At 55.3% G+C, this 20,211-nt stretch carries 14 protein-coding genes; 3 read left to right on the top strand and 11 right to left on the bottom strand.

What is annotated here, in order from left to right; genetic code table 11:
- Positions 1-68: 68 nt before the first annotated feature.
- Together K1558_RS29240 and K1558_RS29235 are read right to left on the bottom strand one after the other, a co-directional pair.
- Complete coding sequence (locus tag K1558_RS29240) at positions 69-1,196, bottom strand: ROK family transcriptional regulator (protein ID WP_238655504.1); 1,128 nt, start codon at positions 1,194-1,196, stop codon at positions 69-71.
- 171 nt (positions 1,197-1,367) lie between these two features.
- Positions 1,368-2,012 (bottom strand): hypothetical protein, encoded by a 645-nt coding sequence (locus K1558_RS29235; protein WP_238655503.1) that lies wholly within the window; start codon positions 2,010-2,012, stop codon positions 1,368-1,370.
- Between the two features lie 67 nt (positions 2,013-2,079).
- Between K1558_RS29235 and K1558_RS29230 the strand changes: the two genes are divergently transcribed.
- Positions 2,080-2,550, top strand: a complete 471-nt coding sequence (locus K1558_RS29230; protein ID WP_238655502.1) for an acetyltransferase — start codon at positions 2,080-2,082, stop codon at positions 2,548-2,550.
- On the opposite strand, the gene K1558_RS29225 is transcribed toward K1558_RS29230, so the two are convergent.
- The 5 genes from K1558_RS29225 to K1558_RS29205 all read right to left on the bottom strand — a co-directional run bounded on the left by K1558_RS29225 (position 2,536) and on the right by K1558_RS29205 (position 8,744).
- Positions 2,536-5,916 (bottom strand): HEAT repeat domain-containing protein, encoded by a 3,381-nt coding sequence (locus K1558_RS29225; RefSeq protein WP_238655501.1) that lies wholly within the window; start codon positions 5,914-5,916, stop codon positions 2,536-2,538. The genes K1558_RS29230 and K1558_RS29225 overlap by 15 nt on opposite strands.
- Before the next feature lie 150 nt (positions 5,917-6,066).
- On the bottom strand, positions 6,067-6,825 hold the full coding sequence (gene yaaA, locus K1558_RS29220) for a peroxide stress protein YaaA (protein ID WP_238655500.1): 759 nt from the start codon (positions 6,823-6,825) through the stop codon (positions 6,067-6,069).
- 61 nt (positions 6,826-6,886) lie between these two features.
- Positions 6,887-7,198 (bottom strand): type II toxin-antitoxin system RelE/ParE family toxin, encoded by a 312-nt coding sequence (locus K1558_RS29215; protein ID WP_238655499.1) that lies wholly within the window; start codon positions 7,196-7,198, stop codon positions 6,887-6,889.
- A gap of 109 nt (positions 7,199-7,307) precedes the next feature.
- Positions 7,308-7,586: a type II toxin-antitoxin system Phd/YefM family antitoxin gene (locus tag K1558_RS29210; RefSeq protein WP_238655498.1), complete on the bottom strand. Its 279-nt coding sequence runs from the start codon at positions 7,584-7,586 to the stop codon at positions 7,308-7,310.
- 132 nt (positions 7,587-7,718) lie between these two features.
- Positions 7,719-8,744, bottom strand: a complete 1,026-nt coding sequence (locus K1558_RS29205) for a glycoside hydrolase family 88/105 protein (RefSeq protein WP_238655497.1) — start codon at positions 8,742-8,744, stop codon at positions 7,719-7,721.
- Positions 8,745-8,892: 148 nt separating this feature from the next.
- Between K1558_RS29205 and K1558_RS29200 the strand changes: the two genes are divergently transcribed.
- Complete coding sequence (locus K1558_RS29200) at positions 8,893-9,834, top strand: AraC family transcriptional regulator (RefSeq protein WP_238655496.1); 942 nt, start codon at positions 8,893-8,895, stop codon at positions 9,832-9,834.
- Here K1558_RS29200 and K1558_RS29195 read toward each other — a convergent pair.
- The 3 genes from K1558_RS29195 to K1558_RS29185 all read right to left on the bottom strand — a co-directional run bounded on the left by K1558_RS29195 (position 9,818) and on the right by K1558_RS29185 (position 18,135).
- Complete coding sequence (locus tag K1558_RS29195; RefSeq protein WP_238655495.1) at positions 9,818-10,243, bottom strand: NUDIX domain-containing protein; 426 nt, start codon at positions 10,241-10,243, stop codon at positions 9,818-9,820. The genes K1558_RS29200 and K1558_RS29195 overlap by 17 nt on opposite strands.
- Positions 10,244-10,362: 119 nt before the next feature.
- Positions 10,363-17,145 carry an S-layer homology domain-containing protein gene (locus K1558_RS29190; RefSeq protein WP_238655494.1) on the bottom strand — a complete coding sequence of 2,261 codons (6,783 nt, stop codon included), beginning with the start codon at positions 17,143-17,145 and terminating at the stop codon, positions 10,363-10,365.
- Between the two features lie 258 nt (positions 17,146-17,403).
- On the bottom strand, positions 17,404-18,135 hold the full coding sequence (locus K1558_RS29185) for a hypothetical protein (RefSeq protein WP_238655493.1): 732 nt from the start codon (positions 18,133-18,135) through the stop codon (positions 17,404-17,406).
- 147 nt (positions 18,136-18,282) lie between these two features.
- On the opposite strand from K1558_RS29185, the gene K1558_RS29180 reads away from it, so the two are divergent.
- Entirely contained in the window at positions 18,283-18,882 is a 600-nt protein-coding gene (locus K1558_RS29180) for a DUF4304 domain-containing protein (RefSeq protein ID WP_238655492.1), read from the top strand.
- Positions 18,883-18,962: 80 nt separating this feature from the next.
- On the opposite strand, the gene K1558_RS29175 is transcribed toward K1558_RS29180, so the two are convergent.
- The gene (locus K1558_RS29175) at positions 18,963-20,129 is read right to left on the bottom strand and encodes a DUF4317 domain-containing protein (RefSeq protein WP_238655491.1); all 1,167 of its coding nucleotides are present in this window, start codon (positions 20,127-20,129) and stop codon (positions 18,963-18,965) included.
- Positions 20,130-20,211: the final 82 nt, after the last annotated feature.

Below are 20,211 nucleotides of genomic sequence, written 5' to 3'. Positions count from 1 at the left end.
AGGAGGAACATGCCGCACTTGCAGCCTTGTCCCTCTTCCAGAGGAGCCTTCACTTCAAAATATGAATGCTAGATACTATCTATAAAATCCGTTACCAGCTCCATCGCGGCACCTACAGCCGTTGCCTCCAGCTTGTATTTGCAGACCCGCAGATAGCTTCCGTCCGGCTCAAAGGTGTTCTTCGCCGCAGCCAGCTCCCGGAGACTATCCAGATAGTCCTCCATATATGCGCCGGCATAGCCGCCGAGAATAACATCGCAGTCGTACAGCATCCGCAGATTGTTGATGGTCACCACCAGATAATTCCGGTATTCCTCCCAGATCGTGCGCTGCGGCTCCTGCCCCTCCCCGAGCAGCCGGAAGAACTCCACAATGCTGCCGCCGGTGCTGTCCGAGAGAATTCTCGCCGAGCAGTAGGCATCGACGCAGCCCTTCTGCCCGCAGTAGCAGGCGCGGCCCTCCGGCACAACGGTCATATGGCCGAACTCTCCGGCCCGGTGATTCTTACCGGCATAGATCTGATTATCTACGATAAATGAACCGCCCACACTATTATTCAGCGAGAGGTACACCACATTATGCATATCCTGCTCTCCCCATAATTCGGTGAAGCCTGCAGCGTTCGCGTCATTGCTCAGGATGCAGGGGTACGGGATATATTCAGCGAAGCGCTGGACATGTCCGCCCTTGAAGTCAATGACCGTAGCATAGCTCACCGATTGGCGGTCGCCGGTCAGAATGGCGGGCAGGGCAATCCCGGCTCCGAGAAGCTTACTGCGGTCAATCCCGCATTCTTCAACGAAGTCCTCCACCAGCCGGCCTACCCCCTGGAAGTAGGACTCCTCATTGGCAAAGGGGAACAGATTCCTGACGTTCTTCACGACCTTGCCGCTGAGATCAATGAGGACAATGCCGACATGATTGCGTGTAACATCAAGGCCCAGTGCATATCCGGCCACACTGTTGCAGGCTAGCGATTTTGCTTTGCGGCCGCCTGTAGACTCGAATAATCCGGTCTCCACAATCAGCTCCTTCTCCTGCAGCTCCTTAAGATTCTGGGTTACTGTAGGAAGGCTTAGATTAAGCGCCTGTGCAATCTCCTGAATTGAAGTCGATTCGCGGTGATACAAGTATCGGTAAATGGCGTTCCGGTTCATCCTTTTGACTTCCATACTGTTCAAGCGATGTGTCGCCATTATAATTCCTCCGACTTTTACAAATGTACTTTATAATCTCTATAAATATACTATACAATGACAACCTTATTTGCAATCAACTGGTTGTTTCAGTTGTGAATATTTTCACTATTTTGAGCTTATTGTATCAAGAATCGGAAGTGCCGTCATTATTCTTTTCGGAGGCTGGCTTTAAATTGCCTGCTTCTTCGCTATATTCCGCAGATTGACACCAAGAATGACGAACCAGCCCGCGAACAGCACCTGAGAGATGAGGATCATCATGTTTCCCAGCATCCAGGGATAGGAGCCAATCAGATCAAAGATTCCGGCCAGGAACCCGAAGGATGCCGTAATCCGCCCGAAGCCGCCCATCCGGATTACCAGACTTAGCAGAATCGTAGCGATCCCGACGACCAGCGCGACACAATGCACGCCCCCATAATATAGGCTAATGACCAGCCTGTAGCTCTCAGGCGAAAGCTCAATCCCGTATACCGGATAGACCAGCCTGCCCAGAATTATGACCAGCACGATATAGACAGGGATGCTAACCGTAAGCAGGCCGCAGCCAAAAACGGTCAGCACCGGATGCACCTGCACCAGCAGCCGGTATAAGGCCGCGATGGAGGGAATGAGCAATACCGCAGCGAAGAACAGCACCTCGTCTGCCATCGACAGCTGGAACCGCCACTCGCTCAGCCATGATAAGAGCGCAGCATCCTCCAGCGGGGGAGCAGGCACCGGCCTCAGGAACAGATATTGGGCCAGGAAAAGCAGGCCGGAGCCGATCAGGGTAATCCCGCCGAACTTCAGCAGGCGATAGTGCGTCTTCATATGCTTCATCTCGATTCTTGTATATTCTAAATGCTATACTCTAAGAAAACTAAGCAAGGAGAACGCTATGAATCAGAACCAGAGCCAGAATCAGATAGAGATCATCACAGACCGGAATCAGGAAGTCTCCCGGCGGCTGCTGGACATTTGGGAGAATGCCGTGCGCGCCACACATCTGTTCCTCACCCCGCAGGATATAGAGGACTTGCGTCCCCTGGTCCTGCAAGGCATTGCAGCCATCCCTCATCTGCTTGCCGTTACGGATCGGGAGGGCCGGCACCTCGGCTTCATGGGCGTGCATGAGCAGAAGCTTGAGATGCTGTTCATCGACCCGGAGGTCCGGGGACGGGGTATCGGCAGATCTCTGGTGGAATATGCCATGCACCACCTGAACGTGGACTCCGTAGATGTGAATGAAGACAACCCCCAGGCCGCCGGATTCTACGAGCATCTAGGCTTCCAGGTCTATGAACGGTCCGAGCTGGATGACCAAGGCAAGCCTTGGCCTATCCTGCACATGCGGCTAATGCAGGAATAACGCAGACTCCTGCGCCGTCCAAATATTCAGGGCCTGCGAGCGGACCGCCGCATGGCTGCAAGTCCTGTACCACCGCAGCCGTTCAGCAGCTTCCGGGCCCCAGTGCAGCGCTCGGCCCGCTGCCTCAAGCAGCGGGAGTCCCAGGAACAGGGCTTCGTAATTCGGCTCATCCCGCAGCACATCCACCAGCTCCAGCAACGCCTCCGGCGTCCAATATCCGGCGCTCTGCTCCAGAGTGCCGGTCACTTCGCTGTACACCTCGCCTAGCAGCATCGGCTGAGAGGCTATGCCCTGAGCCATCCGGTTCAAGCACCCGGAGGCTTCCTCTGTGTTATTCCAATCCAGCACGGCGATGTATAATTTCAGAACCAGCCTCAGCTGCGTCTCATCGGCAGCCAGAATACCGATCAGCTCCAGATATAAGGAGCTAAGCTGTACCCTTGTGCTTATAGGCAGACTGGTCAGCTGCTTGATGAGCACCTGCAGGCGCTGCCTGTGCGGCAGATCTCTATCTGCTGCTGCATTCCATTCCTGCCTTACGGCAGCGGCCGCGAGCTCCCGGCATATACCGGCTACTACTGCATTGACCTTGCCGTCCCGGGCGGCTTCAATAATCGTCATCATCGCGAATTCCCAGCTGGTACTGTCCTCTAAGTCCAACATGCCCTCTGCCGCCGCAGCAGCAACGACGCTCTCATAACCGTTTGTCCATCTGGCCATTGTTGAATAGGCCTGCCTGCGGACGAATACATCCGGGTGCTGGGCTATCGCAATAATTAAATCCAGATAGCGGGGTCTATAATTCGCCGGAAGCGCGTCCGGCTGCTGGGACAACAAGCTCACAGCGATGTCAGGCTGTGGAGAAGACGCGACAGCGCCGAGCAGCTCCCAGCTCCGTTCATCGTCCAGCAGCCCTCTCGCTGCATGTCCAATGGCAATGATGACATCCTTATGCGCCTTAGGCTTCGTGTATTCCTTCAGGAGCAGCGGCAGACTGTCCTCATTTCTATACGCACCAAGCAGGCGGATAGCTTCCTTGCGGACCGTAATTTTCAGCTTTTCGCGGTCCAGCAGCTCCTTCAGCATGGCAGACAGCAGCGCCGGGCTGACCCGGCGGATACACCTTGGGACGGAGTACATCGCCACACGGGCCCGGTCGCTGTCGAGATGCTCCAGCAGCGCAGGCAGGGCTTGCTCCGGCTCCTCCAGCAGGGACAGGGCATGAAGCGCCGCTTCAGCTACCGCCACCTCTTTGTCCTGTACCAGCCCATACAGCAGCTCCGGGTTCCAATCCGGCATACCCGCCATGATTCTAATGGCTCTGGAACGCTCAAACAAGCTGTACTTAGAGCCAGTTGCAACCTTGCTTAACAAGGACCCATACGCCTGTTGCTGGCGCGGAAGCCACCTGTAGAATCCGTCACTAGCCGGAACCAGATACACCGTTTTGCCGGAGAGGAACTTGCCCTTGATGGCAGCCTCCGAAATATAAGGGTCCAGCCATTCCTGGCGCTTCAAGTGCAGATGCCGGAACACCTCGTAGATGGTAATATACGACGGATCAGCATCCAGCAGCTCCCTCACCCGTTCATCCCGCGTCTGCAGCGGGGCAAGCCAGAGTCTCGCGGCACGAATCGCGGTGGCTTCCGTCTTAGCCTTGGCCGCTTCCCGCAAGAGCTGCTGCAGCTTGACGATGCCGTACCCCCTTTTGCCAAAAGAACCCGCCAGGCTCAGCACCAGATTGTAATTCTCCCGCTTGCCCGCCTGCGCAGCATAGGAATAGATGCCCTCAAAAATGATCTCTTCCACGCCCTTCGGCATATTCTTCTCCATAGACGGCAGGGAGAGCTGCCCGTCCTGCTTCGCCAGCTTCTGAAGCGTGCTCAGAGCGAATCTGAACAGTTCTCCGTCAGGCTCCGCCGCCTGGTGGCGCAGAATTGAAAAAGCCAGCTGCTGAACAGAATACCTTGTTCCATAGGAGGTATCTCTGGCATCAATCACACTGTCCACCAGCTCAGCAAGCGCGGGGATATGAGCTGCCTCATACACGGAGGCAGGACTCTCCGACAACGCCTTGAACACCGCCCCCCGGACAGGGTCCTGATCATTGCGGATACGGCCCAAGGTCAGCAGCGTGACATCCATGCCTTGTCTGGACAGCACCGTGCTGCGGATCAGCTGCATCAGCGCCGTGGCGCGTTCGTCTGCACTGGATACCCGGGTGGCCTCCTCAAGCTGGTCTCTGACCTGATGAATCGAGCGGGCGGCAGTAATGCGCAGGGTGCGCTCCCGGTTCTCCCTGATCTCACGCAGGCCCAGCAGCCGGGCGGCCTCCTGATCACGCAGCGCATGGGGTAATACATACAGCAGCCGCTCAGGGAATACCCGCTCCCGGCGCTTCTCCGCCTCATACACCGCCTCAAAAATCTCCCCGCGCCAGGACGGCGCAAGATGCTCAAGCATCCGGGCCACATGCACGGGCTGGTCTGCCAGCAGCTTGGCAAGCTGCTTCCACTGGTCCATCGTGAGGAGCTTCGCCCGCTTGAGCACCGCTTCAGGCACACCGAAGGTAAGCAGCTCCCCGCACGTCTCCGTCCGGATGAGCAGCTCATACACTGCGTCCGGTCTCTGGCGCATCAGGATGCCGAGATGGGCCTTCAGCGCAGACGGCAGCTTATCTGCCGGACTGTGGTTCAGCGCACAGGCCAGCACCAGGTCAGGCTTGTGATTGCAGAGATACTCCATCGCCGAGGAGAAGCGCGACCACACCTGATCCTTGGCTCTAAGCGGAGCCGCTTCCAGCTCTCTAGTGAAATAATCCGCGACCACCTTCAGATGGCGGCTGGCCAGCTTTTTCCAGTCGATAATTGCGTATCCCAGCTCAGTAAGACGTGCACGGACAGTGGCCGCAGAGCAGGCCTGAAGCACAATCGCCGCCTCGCCCGCCCCCCACCGGGCCTGTACCTCCGGGAGCAAACGTTCCGCTAATTCCAGGCGGTTCATCAGGGCAACCGTGCGCAGCAGCTTGCGGCGGCAATCCGGCGCCAGCCCGGGAAGCTCGCGTTCGATCTCCTCCGCTGAGGCGACTTGGGGTGCAAGTCCTGCCGCCGTATTCCGGATACTGGCCTTAGGGTGCTTCAGCCCCGCCAGAATCACCGGCACATCCAGCGTCGCAATTGCACCCATCAGGGCCAGACGCGCCTCATACGCCCCGCCCTCCAGCAATGAGAGCAGCAGCCGGGAGTACTCCAGAGATCCCAGGTGCTGCCGTCCCAAGGCGGCTATTCTTTTGACTCTATCGGAATATCCTAATTGATCCAGTTCCTTCAGTAAGCGCTCTTTGTGAAGCGGGTTCGGTCTAACCATCGCATGTCCTCCTCTGAGCCTGTTCTGATTTGTAACCCCTTCTTTATCTTACAAAAAGCGGACTTCCGCCCGCAACCAAACAAGGGCAATCCCGAGTCCGGCGCTGCCACCATCCTCAAGATTACCCTCTGTACTGCGTACTCTATCAGTCTATTCTTTGTCTTGTTTGGCCTGAACGAACACATAGGTGTTCTCATCCGACAACGCCGCTTCATACCGGAAGTCAAACCCGGTGAACGCCTGAAGCTCCTCCACCTCAGTAATCTGACGCTCGGCCATGAACCGGACCATCTCGCCCCTGGCCATCTTGACCAGCGTTGCCCGCTCCACCACCTTGCCGCCGATGTTCTGCCCAAATACGCAGCTTACCATCCTTACCTTGTCCCCTGTATACGGAGCAATACATTTGCTGTACTCCTTGGAGGCCAGGTTCACAATCGTATCGGTCTCCGCGAATAGCTGATCGGCCAGCCTGCGGTTCCAGAACTCATAAAGCGTCTTGAAACCCGGTCCGCGCAGCTTGGCCTGCATCTCCAGTCTATAGGGAACCACCCCGTCAAACGGCCGGACAATCCCATAGAAGCCGGACAGAATGCGCAAATGCTCCTCCACATATTCCAGCTCCTGCGTCTGGAAGATTCCCGGGGCCATGTACTGGTACTGGATCCCCTCATAAGCGAGAATCGCCGGGGTCAGGTTCTGGGTTAAATCCATCTCCTTGATCCGCTGCATATTCAGCGTAGCGATGGCATCGTTGCATTGCCACAGTGCCTTGGCTTCCTCGTATTTGAGCTTGCGCAGTAAGGCCAGCAGCTGCTGCGACTCGTTTAAGAATTGCGGAGTCTGGCGGTAGCCCAGGACATCCGTATCGGTCTTCATCTTCTTGGCCGGTGAAATAATGATTCTCATCGTACTCTCTTTTCTACCCGTGCGGGAATAAATAATGATAGTACTATCGTAACATATTATTTTACATCAGGTCTTCATACTTGCGTTTCCCGTGAAGCACCCTTCTAATTTCAATAATATCATCCAGCACCACGTAGAAAACTATGTAATTCTCCACAATCAGAGAACGATATTCATCTTTCAGCCCATTCATGTTGCGTGTAACCGGACCAGAGAAGGGGAATGACTCCAGCCGGGAAATAGCTTCATCGAGTTTGTCCAATAGTTGATAAGCCGCATCCGGTGCAGCAAGCTCATCGCTTACATAATCAACGATATCCTGTAAATCGGACAGTGCCAGTCTCAGGTAGCGCAGTTTATATTGTTTGTCCATGTGGGTCCTCCCCTAATTCGCCCAAATAACATCTGTTCACGATTGGCTATAGACTATATGAATGGAATAACTTAAGGACCATAAATAAAAAAAACGCCTTGGCAGGGCGTTATCGGTCTGATTTACTCCGAATCTGCTTTCGCAAATTATTAAATACTTCAGAGTGACTATAGCGCTCCTTAGAGGTATCGGCTTCATGCTCAGCTTCTTTAAGTTTCATGATAATCTCTTGAGTCTGCTGAATATTCTCATATTGTTCGATACTCATGACCACCATGTCGCCATACCCATTTTTGGTTAAAAAAACGGGCTCGTTATTCTCATGGACAATCCGGGATATTTCAGCAAAATGGTTGCGCAAGTCGGATACGGGCCGAATCTGTGGCATTAGACTCACCTCCTTTTAGCGCTATATTATCATAATTATGATAAGCATTCAATGTGTTATCACACCAATAAGCCCAAGCCCGGCCTCCCCGGGTCCTGAGCTTATTCTGATCCAGACTGTATCCCCGCCTAATCAACGAGCAGCAAGCAAGTCAGACAAGAAAGCAAGCGCCAATCCCTGGCCCCAGCCCTGAATCCAATCCTTCGGGATCTGGCGGTAGCCCTCGCGGTCCTTCATGACGGCGGTGCCGCCCGATACGCCGAGCACCCGGCCATCTGCTGTGATGCTTGCAAGGATGCCGGCCAGTGCCTTTTGCACATATTTGCTATGCAGCGGGTTGCCGTTATTGACCATCGCCGCCGCAATCCCGCAGGAAGCCGATACCTCTTCATACGATTCCTCATCATCCAGCACGGTGCGCCACAGGCCATTCTCCGTCTGCACCAGCTTCAGCGCCGCCAGCTGATCCCGCAGCGAGCACTCCACATCCATACACTGCGGATACAGATACCACTCCTTCAGCAGAGGCTTCACCTGCGACATCGTATACGCGCCCCAGGCATTCGCCCGGCCCCAGTGCAGCCCGGACATGTGGTCCTGCTTCAGATGGTTATAGCCGTGGTACCAGAGTCCGGTGGCGGGATCTTGCAGGTACTTGATGTGCCAGTAATACTGGTTCAGCGCATCCTGTATCAGCTCCTGGTCCTCCAGCTTGCTGCCTACACGCAGCAGGAAGAACGCCGCCATGAACAGCGTATCCGCCCAGGCCTGCTCCGGGAAGTCATTCGACACCGACACCGTATGCTGCAGCACATTCTCCCCGAACCGCAGCGCCGATCCGCGAAGATACGCTACTTTGCTCATGACAATATCCCAGTACTTCTGGTCGCCGGTCTCTTCGTACAAAGTGATCAGCATATGGCCCATGGCACAGGTGTTGACCGTCCAGTCCGGCACCCCCAGCGCGATATATTCATCCACCCACTGCACCAGCTTGTCCAGATACTCCCGGTTCCCGGTGGTCTGGTAAGCCCGGGATACCCCGTAATAGGCTACGCCGCAGGGCCATTCCCAGGTCAAATCCATCGCCAGTGTCTTCCGGGTGACCCGATCGATGACGTCCAGGATTTCCTCCCGGTTATACTCTACTTGCAGCATGTGTACTTCCTCCCTTGTAAACGCTTTACAGAGTCTATTGTAAGCAGTAAAATGTTCTACATCTAAGCACATTCATAGCAAAACTGCGCAGTTTCAACCATTTATCCTTCATATTCATCTTAACCTTAGGAGAGCAGGAGCCGCGAATATGCCCAGAAAAAAGAAGCCCGTCATTGAATACCGCCGTTACAGCCTGCCGCTCCATTTCCCGGTGCTGCTGCTCAGCGGTGAACGCTGGAGAATCTCCGACATCAAGAGCGAGCACCTTCATTTCCACAACCACTTAGAGATCGGCATCTGCCATTCGGATAGCGGGGTGATGGAGATTAAGGGCGAGGCTGTGCCTTTTGCTGCCGGTGATGTGACCTTCCTGCCCAGGTATCTGCCCCATACCACGTATAGTTCGCCGGGGGAGGCCAGCTTGTGGTCGTATCTGTTTTTCTCGCCGGAGGATCTGTTTCAGCATTCGTTCAAAAGCGCCTACAGCCACTTCGAGCCGAACCTGTGGTCCGTCCAGGGCAGCCGCTGTATTCTGAGCCGGGAACGCTATCCGCTGGTGTACACGCTGGCCACCTCCATCGTACTGGAGCTGCAGCAGCAGCGGCCTTATTACCAGGAGAGCGCCTATGGCTTATTGCTGTCCCTGTACATTGAATTGCTTCGTATTCATTCGACGCAGGAGGCGCTGAGCGGCCAGGAGGCCGGGCATTCGCTGCTCGGTGATTTCGTGATTGCCCCCGCGCTGGAGTATATCACCCGCAACTATATGACGCCGATGACCATCGATCACCTGGCCGGGCTGTGCCACTTAAGCACTACCCATTTCCGCCGCAAGTTTCAGGATATGATGAGCACCTCCCCCCTCGAATTCCTGAGCAGCACCCGGATTGAGGAAGCCTGCAAGCAGCTTAAGAGCACAGAACACTCCATCCTGGCCATCTCCGAGAAGGTCGGCTTCCACTCCATCTCCAGCTTCAACCGCTGCTTCTCCAGATTGATGGGCATCCCGCCCAAGGAATGGCGCAGGGTCGCACAAGCGGAGGCACAGTCGGCCAAGGCAAGTATTCAGGAGTTCACGGGATGGGTGTGAGCGCTGCTCTCCGGATGCTCTCTTTCGTCCAGGGAGGGGCCAGGGGATGATTCATGATCTCCTCGCGGGTCAGCCAATGTACAGCCTCAACTTCATCAGGACTCTTAGCCGCTGCTGTCCCGCTGTCATATTCACACAAGAAGACCATATTGATCACATGGCGTCCATCCCCGGTCACGAAGGAGGAGCTATACACAAACGTAACCTCATCTTTGATTACAATTCCAACCTCTTCATAGCATTCACGCTTCACCGTCCGTTCAAGGATCTCCAGTGAATCGCCTTCGATGTCTACTTTGCCCCCTACCAAGGCCAGGGTTCCCCCTGCATGCTCTTCTTTGGTGCTCCGTGTAATCAGAAGCCACTTGCCGTCTTTACAGATCGCAGCCTCTACGTTAACGATGAACATCCAGCCGCACTCCTCCCGTGAAAATTTCTGTTACAGCCATTATAGCAATTTCATATGTGCAGCAAAAAGCGGACTCAGCTCAAGGTCTGAATCCGCTTAGGGGATGGTTGTTGCTCTGGTTAATCGATCAAATCAGATTTCTGGAGCAAGCGCTGAATCAGCACTGCCACCTCTGCACGGGTGACATTCGCTGTCGCCTCCAGCTTGCTGCCGCCGCGTCCGGTAATCAGGCCGGCTCTGGCGGCGAGCGCCAGACTGTCCTTGGCCCAGGCGCCTGCCCGGCCTGCATCTGTGAATGCTGCGAGTACACCTTCTGTATCCACCGTGCCCGTCAGCTCTGCAAGCCCCGTCAGCTTCATCGCCTTGGCGATGATGTTCATGGCCTGCTCGCGTGTGATCCGGGCATCCGGGCGGAAGGTTCCGTCCTCGAAGCCGTTAATCAGCCCCTCCCGGGAGGCTGCTTCGACTGCTGCCGCATACCAGCTGTCTGCCGGAACGTCCGCGAACTTCACAGTACCCCCTCCAAGCTTCAGTCCCAGACCGCGCACCATAATAGCAGCGAACTCTGCGCGGGTGATGTCAGCGTTAGGGTTGAATGTTGATTCGTTCACGCCGTTAATGACCAGACGGGAGCCCATATCATTCACCGCATTCTTCGCCCAATGCTTCTCCACATCTTTGAAGTTCAGCGGATGCCAGACCACCGAATAGGTGCTGTTCGTCAGACTGCTTATCTCGGCATAGTACCGACCGTCCTGCTGAATGACTCTGGTGGGTACATGACGCACCTTGCCATCGGGATCTACCACAATCCCCGTTGTAACCCGGTTCGGGTCAATGCCCTGCGGCAGCGCCACCGTCCGTTTTACATAGGCCTTGAACCGGTCTAATTCCACAGTTGCTGAACCGGATGAAGCCGTAACGGAGAAGTCCATGGATGGCGCAACCACCGCGAACCCGCCTCTGCCTGCCGCAGCAGTCACGATCTGGCTCATCGAGGAAGAAGTCTCGCCAATCGTAAGCTTCAGCGTGATATCCTCCAGCTTGGTTCCGTTGCCGAGTCTTGCCGCCAACGCACTGATATTAAGCTCTGATGCCGGCAGTGTATACGAGCCTTTGCCGGTCTGGAGCACCAGCGTAGCCGACTTGTCCTCCATATTCTTGATCATCTGGCCGTTCAGCTCGCCAATGATAATGTTGGAATCCAGCATCACCGGAATGGTGACAACCGCCCCGTTCCCTTCTGCATCCAGCTTCGCTTGCAGTCTGGCCGGATCTACGGCGATGGTGGTTGTTCGGATATTACCGGAGGTTATTGTGGTCGCTGTGCCCGCATTCTCCTCCTTGCCGTTCACCAGGACGATGACGCTGGTCACATTGCTTGCTGTATTCCCGGAGGCCGTTCCGCTGCCCGGGTTGCTGCCGTTACCCGTGCCGCTGCCCGGGTTCACCGGATCAGGACCTGGGGTTACAGGCGTAGACGCAGTTACAACCGCAATCACGCTGCCATACTTCACTACCTTGCCGTCAGCATCAACCTCTGCAATGCCGAGCGTATCGCCAGCCTCTGCCGGAATCAGGCCGTCACTGCCCACAAGGGTGTATCCGGTCAGAAGGTCTCCCACATTCGGAACCATCACACTGCCTGCTCCAAAGTTCATATACAGAAGCTTGTGTCCTCCCGCAGGTGCAGGAGTAACGGTAATCTGTGTTTGGCCGTTATTGGCCACCCCATCCGGATCACTGGCACTTACAGTCAAGCCTGCTGCCGGCAAAGGAGGATTTGTGGTAAAAGCCAGCTCCGTTGCCGGTCCTGCCGGAACAGATCCGCTGGCCGCTACCCGCACCTTCACGGTATGCTCACCGCTGAGATCCGGCAGATTGGTTCCGTCATACCGCACGTACGGTCCGTCATCCACAGCGAATTCCATGCTTGTATCCAGAACGGTAATCGTATTATTCAGATCATCCGCCGCTACTTCAGGTGCAGCCGGAATGACCGCATCAGAGTCATGCACGGTAACCTGAGCCGCGATCGAGGCGAAGGCTCCATCTGTTGCCTTCACACGGACATAATACGTATCCGGGGCCAGGCCGATAAGTGTGTTGTCCGTAGCGTCTGTCCACAGACCTGCGCTGCCTGTCTTGTACTCCATCTGAACGGTGAGATTCTGCAGAGTGCCGTCATTTGCCCCCTTATAGGTCACATCCGTTACACTCACACCGACCGGTGCTGCCGGACGGGCCGGGAGATTCAATGTCTGCACGGCACTGTCTGTGGTCGTTGCCCCGTTGCCCTGCTTCACGATGCTCAGCGTGGTCCCCAGCCATTCGCTGCTGATTACCAGCGTCCCTTGCGCCGTTGCCGTAACCACGGCACCATTTATGGTGTATGAGGCTTCCGGCACCAGGCCTGTCAATATCTCCGCGGCATAATCGATCACCGCTTCAGGTGTCACTTCAGCATTAGCTGCGAAGGACGTTACCGCCAATGATACCGGAGCCGAGGCAAAGGCAGAATCGGTCGCCTTCACCCGGACATAGTACATATCCGGTACAAGTCCTGTTACCGCTACGCCTGTAACATCTGCCCAATCTCCTGCCGCACCACGCTTATATTCCATCTCAGGTGTCACATTAATTAATGACCCGTCATGAGCGTTAATCGCTGTCTCATCGGTCGCCGCCACGCCCGCCGGGGCTGCCGGGCGGGCCGGTATATCCAGGGTCTGCGCTGCGCTATTGATGGTCGTAGACGCATTTCCCTGCTTCACGATATTCAGCTTGACGCCCAGCCAGCTGCTGTCCAGCTCCAGCTTACCAGTTACATCCGCCGTTGCTGCCAGCATACCGTTAATTACATACTTCCCGTTCGGAATCAGACCGGTCAGTTGCTCTGCCGTATAGTCAATCACCGCGGCTGGGGTGATCTCCGGCACCGCCACATACGCTTCTACAGCCACGCTCTGCATGTCCGAAGCGAACGCCGTTGCGGTGGCCTTCACCCGCACGTAGTACGTGTCCGGTGCAAGGTCCGTCACGGTCGGGCCTGAAACGCTCATCCAAGCACCTGCGTTTCCGCGCCTGTATTCCATCGCGGTGGTCACATTCACCAATGCGCCATCCTGCGCATTGATCGCAGTTTCGTCAGTCGCTGTTACACTCACTGGTGCTGCCGGACGGCTAGGTACAACCAGCGTCTGCGCCGCGCTGTCAATCGTCGTGGAAGCATTCCCCTGCTTCACAATGCTCAGCGGCGTGCCCAGCCAGCTGCCGTCCAGCGCCAGCTCGCCCGCTTCATCCGCCGTTACCGGCGTACCATTGATCGTGTACTTCCCATTCGCCGCCAACCCTGTCAGTTGCTCCGCCGCATAGTCAATGACTGCGGCCGGGGTGGCTTCCGGCACTGCCACATACACTTCTACAGCCACGCTCTGCATGTCCGAAGCGAACGCCGTTGCGGTGGCCTTCACCCGCACGTAGTACGTGTCCGGTGCAAGACCAGTTACGGTCACGCCTGTAACATCCATCCAAGTGCCCCTGGTTCCACGCTTGTATTCCATCGCATTGATCACATTCACCAATGCGCCATCCTGCGCATTGATCGCTGTCTCATCGGTCGCCGTTACGCTCACTGGCGCTGCCGGACGGCTAGGCACAGTCAGCGTCTGCGCCGCGCTGTCAATCGTCGTGGAAGCATTCCCCTGCTTCACGATGCTCAGCGATGTGCCCAGCCAGCTGCTGTCGAGCGCCAGCTCGCCCGCTTCATCCGCCGTTACCGGCGTGCCGTTGATCGTGTACTTCCCGTTCGCAGCCAACCCTGTCAGCTGCTCCGCTGCATAGTCAATCACAGCTGCCGGAGTGACTTCCGGCACCGCCACATACGCTTCTACAGCCACGCTCTGCATGTCCGAAGCGAACGCCGTTGCGGTGGCCTTCACCCGCACGTAGTACGTGTCCGGTGCAAGACCAGTTACGGTCACGCCTGTAACATCCATCCAAGTGCCCCTGGTTCCACGCTTGTATTCCATCGCATTGATCACATTCACCAATGCGCCATCCTGCGCATTGATCGCTGTCTCATCGGTCGCCGTTACGCTCACTGGCGCTGCCGGACGGCTAGGCACAGTCAGCGTCTGCGCCGCGCTGTCAATCGTCGTGGAAGCATTCCCCTGCTTCACAATGCTCAGCGGCGTGCCCAGCCAGCTGCCGTCCAGCGCCAGCTCGCCCGCTTCGTCCGCCGTTACCGGCGTACCATTGATCGTGTACTTCCCGTTCGCCGCCAAGCCTGTCAACTGCTCCGCCGCATAGTCAATGACTGCGGCCGGAGTAGCTTCCGGCACCGCCACATACGCTTCTACAGCCACGCTCTGCATGTCCGAAGCAAACGCCGTTGCGGTCGCCTTCACCCGCACGTAGTACGTGTCTGGTGCAAGGTCCGTCACGGTTACGCCTGTAACGTCCGCCCAAGCACCTGCGGTTCCGCGCTTATATTCCATCGTGGAATCCACATTCACCAATGCGCCATCCTGCGCATTGATCGCGGTCTCGTCAGTCGCCGTTACGCTCACTGGCGCTGCCGGACGGCTAGGTACAACCAGCGTCTGCGCCGCGCTGTCAATCGTCGTGGAAGCATTCCCCTGCTTCACAATGCTCAGCGGCGTGCCCAGCCAGCTGCCGTCCAGCGCCAGCTCGCCCGCTTCGTCCGCCGTTACCGGCGTACCATTGATCGTGTACTTCCCGTTCGCCGCCAAGCCTGTCAACTGCTCCGCCGCATAGTCAATGACTGCGGCCGGAGTAGCTTCCGGCACCGCCACATACGCTTCTACAGCCACGCTCTGCATGTCCGAAGCAAACGCCGTTGCGGTCGCCTTCACCCGCACGTAGTACGTGTCCGGTACAAGGCCTGTTACGCTCGTACCTGCAACGTCCTTCCATTCGCCTGCGGTTCCGCGCTTATATTCCATCGCATTGGTCACATTCACCAATGCGCCATCCTGCGCATTGATCGCCGTCTCGTCAGTCGCTGTTACACTCACTGGTGCTGCCGGACGGCTAGGCACAGTCAGCGTCTGCGCCGCGCTGTCAATCGTCGTGGAAGCATTCCCCTGCTTCACGATGCTCAGCGATGTGCCCAGCCAGCTGCTGTCGAGCGCCAGCTCACCCGCTCCGTCCGCCGTTACCGGCGTACCGTTGATTGTGTACTTCCCGTTCGCAGCCAACCCTGTCAACTGCTCCGCTGCATAGTCAATGACTGCGGCCGGAGTGGCTTCCGGTGAAGGCTTGAATAGCGACACGTTCGCAGTCAGCGGAGAGCCGCTTACAGTATATCCGCTTGGCGAATTTACGGCCACCGAGACATCGCCCTCCTTAGTCACCGAACTAAGCCCGATGCTCCAGGCGGTGCCCGCTCCGCTTAATGCCCCTTTTACCGCTGAGCCTGTTCCATCTGTAATCGTAATATCCTCTGCCGTCAGTCCGTTAATCGCCTGATCGAAGGTCAGATCAATCTTCGTGGAGGTTACAGCACCCGGCGTACCGTCAGCTGCTGCCGACTGCAGGGCAACCGGGGTCAGGACAACAGCCTCCCGGTTGAATAGCTTCCCGGTAATTCTGTAATGGCTGGCATCAGTATTATCTGTCTTGATAAACACAATCTTGTCATCGAAGGCCGGATAGACGGCAAACCTCGGATAATATTCCACATCGAACACCCAGTTCTCAGCATCGTATCCCTGAAAAACAACCGGGCCGGAATCGATCGGCTGATCCGTCGTAAAAACCAGATTGCCGTCATTGTCATAGTAATTCAGGTAAGCATACTGGGTACCAGACCATTCTGTACCGTAATTATACGCATCATCAATCGCCTGATTCGATGCGGCATCCAGGCTTACAGTTACGAATCCCGGCACTGCGCCCTTCCGGTAGAGCGCAGCTCCGCTCAGCGCACCGTTTACCGAGAAGCTTCCTTGGCTGTCGCCATTGTTATCATATAAAGCTGCTATGGTACCGGTCTGCCAGCTGAATTGGCTGAACATGAAATTCCCGTTACTCAGCACAGACAGATACAGCTGCTTCTCGCCTGTTCTTGGTCCCACATTAATTGTTTTTAGAAGCGCTCCGCTATTGCTGAAGAGCTTCAGATAAATGTTATCGTTCGAGGGTCCTGAATTGTAAGCGGTCATATATACGCCGTCACCAGCAGCCACGTAAGACATGCTGGCATTCGCATCAATCAGGAGCGTCTCGCCAGTCACTGGAGAACCCGCAGGCGTGAATACACGGGTGACCGTGCTCTTGTTGTCATTTCTCTGCCATGTAAAGGCAATATTGCCGTCCGATAATTCCGCTGCAGAGATAAAGCGTGTAAGCTGCGGAAGACTGGCGGCGCTGAAGGTGTTGAGCCTGGTCTGGCCGGTAACCTTCTGACCCGCCTTGTTAAGGATCATGAAATAGGCATTGGGCGTACTCTCGGTAACGGTACCCAATTGCGTATTATTCTCGCTGGAGTCGCTTTTCCCATAAGTAATCAGCAGATTCCCGTTATTGAGCGCAAGCATACTCACATTAATCATTTTATAATAGGTATCCATCAGGCTGCCCAGATTGACATCTGTAACCAGTGTTCCCGTGCTGCTGTATATCCTCAAAAAATTGGATGAGACATAGGAATTCCCCTGATAGACGTACTTATTCATCAGTACCGCCGTGCTTCCATCCTGAAGCCCCTGGGCATCAGAGAAATTAAGTCCCTCCGTGTAAGTGACCGGACCCTCAATCCCAAAATCAGCCGCTTCATTGAAGGACGGCACAGAGGCATAGCCCCGGAGCGGCATCATGGGCAGCAGCCCGATGATTAACACCAGCGCCAGCCCGATCTTCCCCATTCTTCTTAACATTGTTTTCCTCCTTGTCGGATGACAGCTTCTATAATATAGGCGGCTCCACCGCAGTGAGGCTCACAACGGGGAAGTAAGTACCCTGAGTGATTTATCGACATTTTTCGCGAAATAATTAACGAAATAGTCAAAAAATAATATTGAAATATCATACAAATGTGTATTAAGTCCTTGCATAATTCCTTCATATCATTAAGCGCGCAAAAAAGCCTACTCTGTCCATTGAACAGAATAGGCTTAACCTTCTAATTACACCGGCTACAGTCTCTCCACATACTGCTTGGCTTCACCCAGAGACATATCCGAATGCCCGCGGACGAGCTTGATCGCCGGGATGAGCTGGCCCTCTTGCTTGAGCTGCCGGACCTGCGCCTGCACGTCTTCGGGCACAACCTTCAATGCTGTGCCGGCGGCCTCCCGCCGCTTCAGCTCAGCGGCTACCCGCCGCTCCATCTCCGGCGTCAACGTCTCGTCTACGGTCACGACCGGTATCGGCCAGCGCTCCGGCTGCTTGCCCCGGATCGCACTAAGCAAGGTGCCTATAATGGAGTAGAGCACCATATACTGGGCTAGGCGGTACAGGTATAACCATATTGAACTTAATCGGGTGACCTCTCCATCCGGCTTCAGAATAGTCACGTTCTCCGTAATGGAGAATTGCCCCGGCGCATAATTCGTGACATGGCGGTCGACCTGCAATTGCCCGAACGGGGAGATGATCCATTCCAGCGGCTTGTTATAGACCGGATTGCCCGACGAGTCGATGAACATGCCGAAGAAGGAGAACAAGGCAATAACAATGACCAGACCATTTGACCAGTTCATCCGCTTACCGTACACAATCAGACTGAACACCACCAGCAAGATAACACTTCTCGCATAATCATTATGTAAGAATAACTTTAGAACAATAGGCCCGCCCCACCCGAACAGCACTACCATCACGGCGGCGAACGCGAACACACCTAACAGAATTTTAACATTTTTCATTAATCTGCAGACTCTCCTTTCCTCGATACCTATTTTTACCCAGAATGAAGACATCTGAGTTAACCTTGGTTATAGTACAATATAACTGTCATTAGACAGGTTATCACGAGCAGGACGACATATCACCGCACACGAAGGAGGCTGACAATGCAGGAATTGTTCAAAGAGATCATCAAGCAGGACGTGAAACCTTTTTTCACCGCACGGGGGTATCGTAAAAAAGCTCTGAATTTCACCAAAACAGAAGATCAGCTTATCTATAACATCAATATTCAGAAATCGTCGGGCAATACCTGGGACAAGCTCAGCTTCTATGTGAACTGCACGATTCACTCTACAGAGCTTGAGCAGCTGCAGTCAAGACAGTCGTCCATCGTATCTGTGGCCGGCAGCTCCCACTTCACCTCACGGATCAGAGAGATCGTCCCCGCAGCCCCGGACCGCTATACTTTGACGGAGGATACGGATACGGACAGCTTCACCGCAGAGCTGCTGCAGCATCTGGACCAGGCGCTCACGTTCATGTACACCTTAGAGGGTGCCAGGGCTATCCTGGATTACTATATGGATCGGACAGCGCTGCATCTAAGTGAAGAGACCTTCCGGTTCCTGCTCCGCGCAGGCGAGACAGAGACCGCAGAGCATTACCTGAAGCAGCTTCAGGGCAAATACGGGGCCGAGACGCGCTGGGCGATCTGGGACAAGAAGTATGCAGCCATTTGGGCGGAGTACGGATTGCAGTTATAGCGTCTAACCCCAGTAACCATACAAACGGGCTATCCCAGGTCTGCTCAGAGACACCGGGATAGCCCGTCATACGAAGTATTTTATAAGTTCTCCGTCAGCAGCGTGAAGCCTTCAATCACCGCATCCTCTTCAATCTCAATCATAATGCAGCGCTTGCCCTGGTAATTCACCTGCCGCACATATCTCAGGTCCTGCGGGCTGATCGTGATCGAAGCGACCTTCGTATCAATCTTGATCGACTTGGTCGTATACTTCGGGATGACACTGCTGGCCTTCATCTCATAATGCTTGTTGTCCACAATGGTCTCGAAGGCGCGTTCGACCTTCTCCACCGTTACATCCTCCACCCCGCTGGCCTTTAGCACACGTTCCACATCACGGTAATCCAGTCTCGGCGGCTCTTCCTCCTCCGCGTTGTCCTCAATCACCTGATGAATCTCCTCGTACACCTGGGCAATGGTTGCCACATCGATTTGTTCACCGGCAACTTCCTTCACAATGTCTTCGAAAATAGACCGTTCCTCCAGCGCCGTCACCGACCGCTCCGCATTCAGCACCTGCTCGATGAAATGCGGGTTCGGATTATTCGCGCTTCCGGTGCAGTACAGCACACGGTTCACATCTGAATAGTTGTCAGTCACACTCGGATAAAAGAAGCCTTGCTCCGGCGTACTCAGCTTAATAATCGGGTCCACCATGATATTATACTTGAATTCCCGCTCCACATAATCGAACAGAAGCGTCTTGCGCTGCTGCTCCGTGGAATTCACGCTGCATAGAATGAACGGATGGGCGAACACCTCGTCCTTGCCGGTCTCCTCGGCTTCGTCATTGCGCGCCTTCGTCGGCCGGAAGTATTGCCCCCGCACGAAGGTAATGACCGTATCCTTCTCGTATTTGGCGTCTACCAGCATTTTGTCCACCAGCATGAGCATCAGGTCCTGCCATTCCTCAGGGTCCCCGGTCACGAGGCCCTGGTGCAGCATCACCTGCGTAGGCTCCTCCGCCTCCTCCAGGAATTTCAGCTCGAACAGCTTCTGGTCCAGCTCGCCGGTCAGCAGCTTCCGGAAATTACCCATATACAGCTCCTGCTTCTCGCGTTCCAGCATGGCGAACGGCTGGCGCTCGAAGTGATAGATTTCGTTCGTTTCTTTCATAATATAGACATTCAGAATATCGTACAGGTTCAGCTGATCGTGGTCCATCTTGAACTGCTTGCGGATATGCGCGGCTTCTTTCTTGATCATGGTATGTGACACAGCTCCTAAATAATCAATTGGTCTAATCAGTATATACGATTGTAAAAACCTTCGCCAGACAACCCCGGAG

This window comes from Paenibacillus piscarius (genome assembly GCF_022234545.1).
GTDB classification, from domain to species: domain Bacteria; phylum Bacillota; class Bacilli; order Paenibacillales; family Paenibacillaceae; genus Paenibacillus_AQ; species Paenibacillus_AQ piscarius.
The sequence above is the reverse complement of the archived record's forward strand: the minus strand, read 5'-3'. Positions and strand labels throughout refer to the sequence as shown.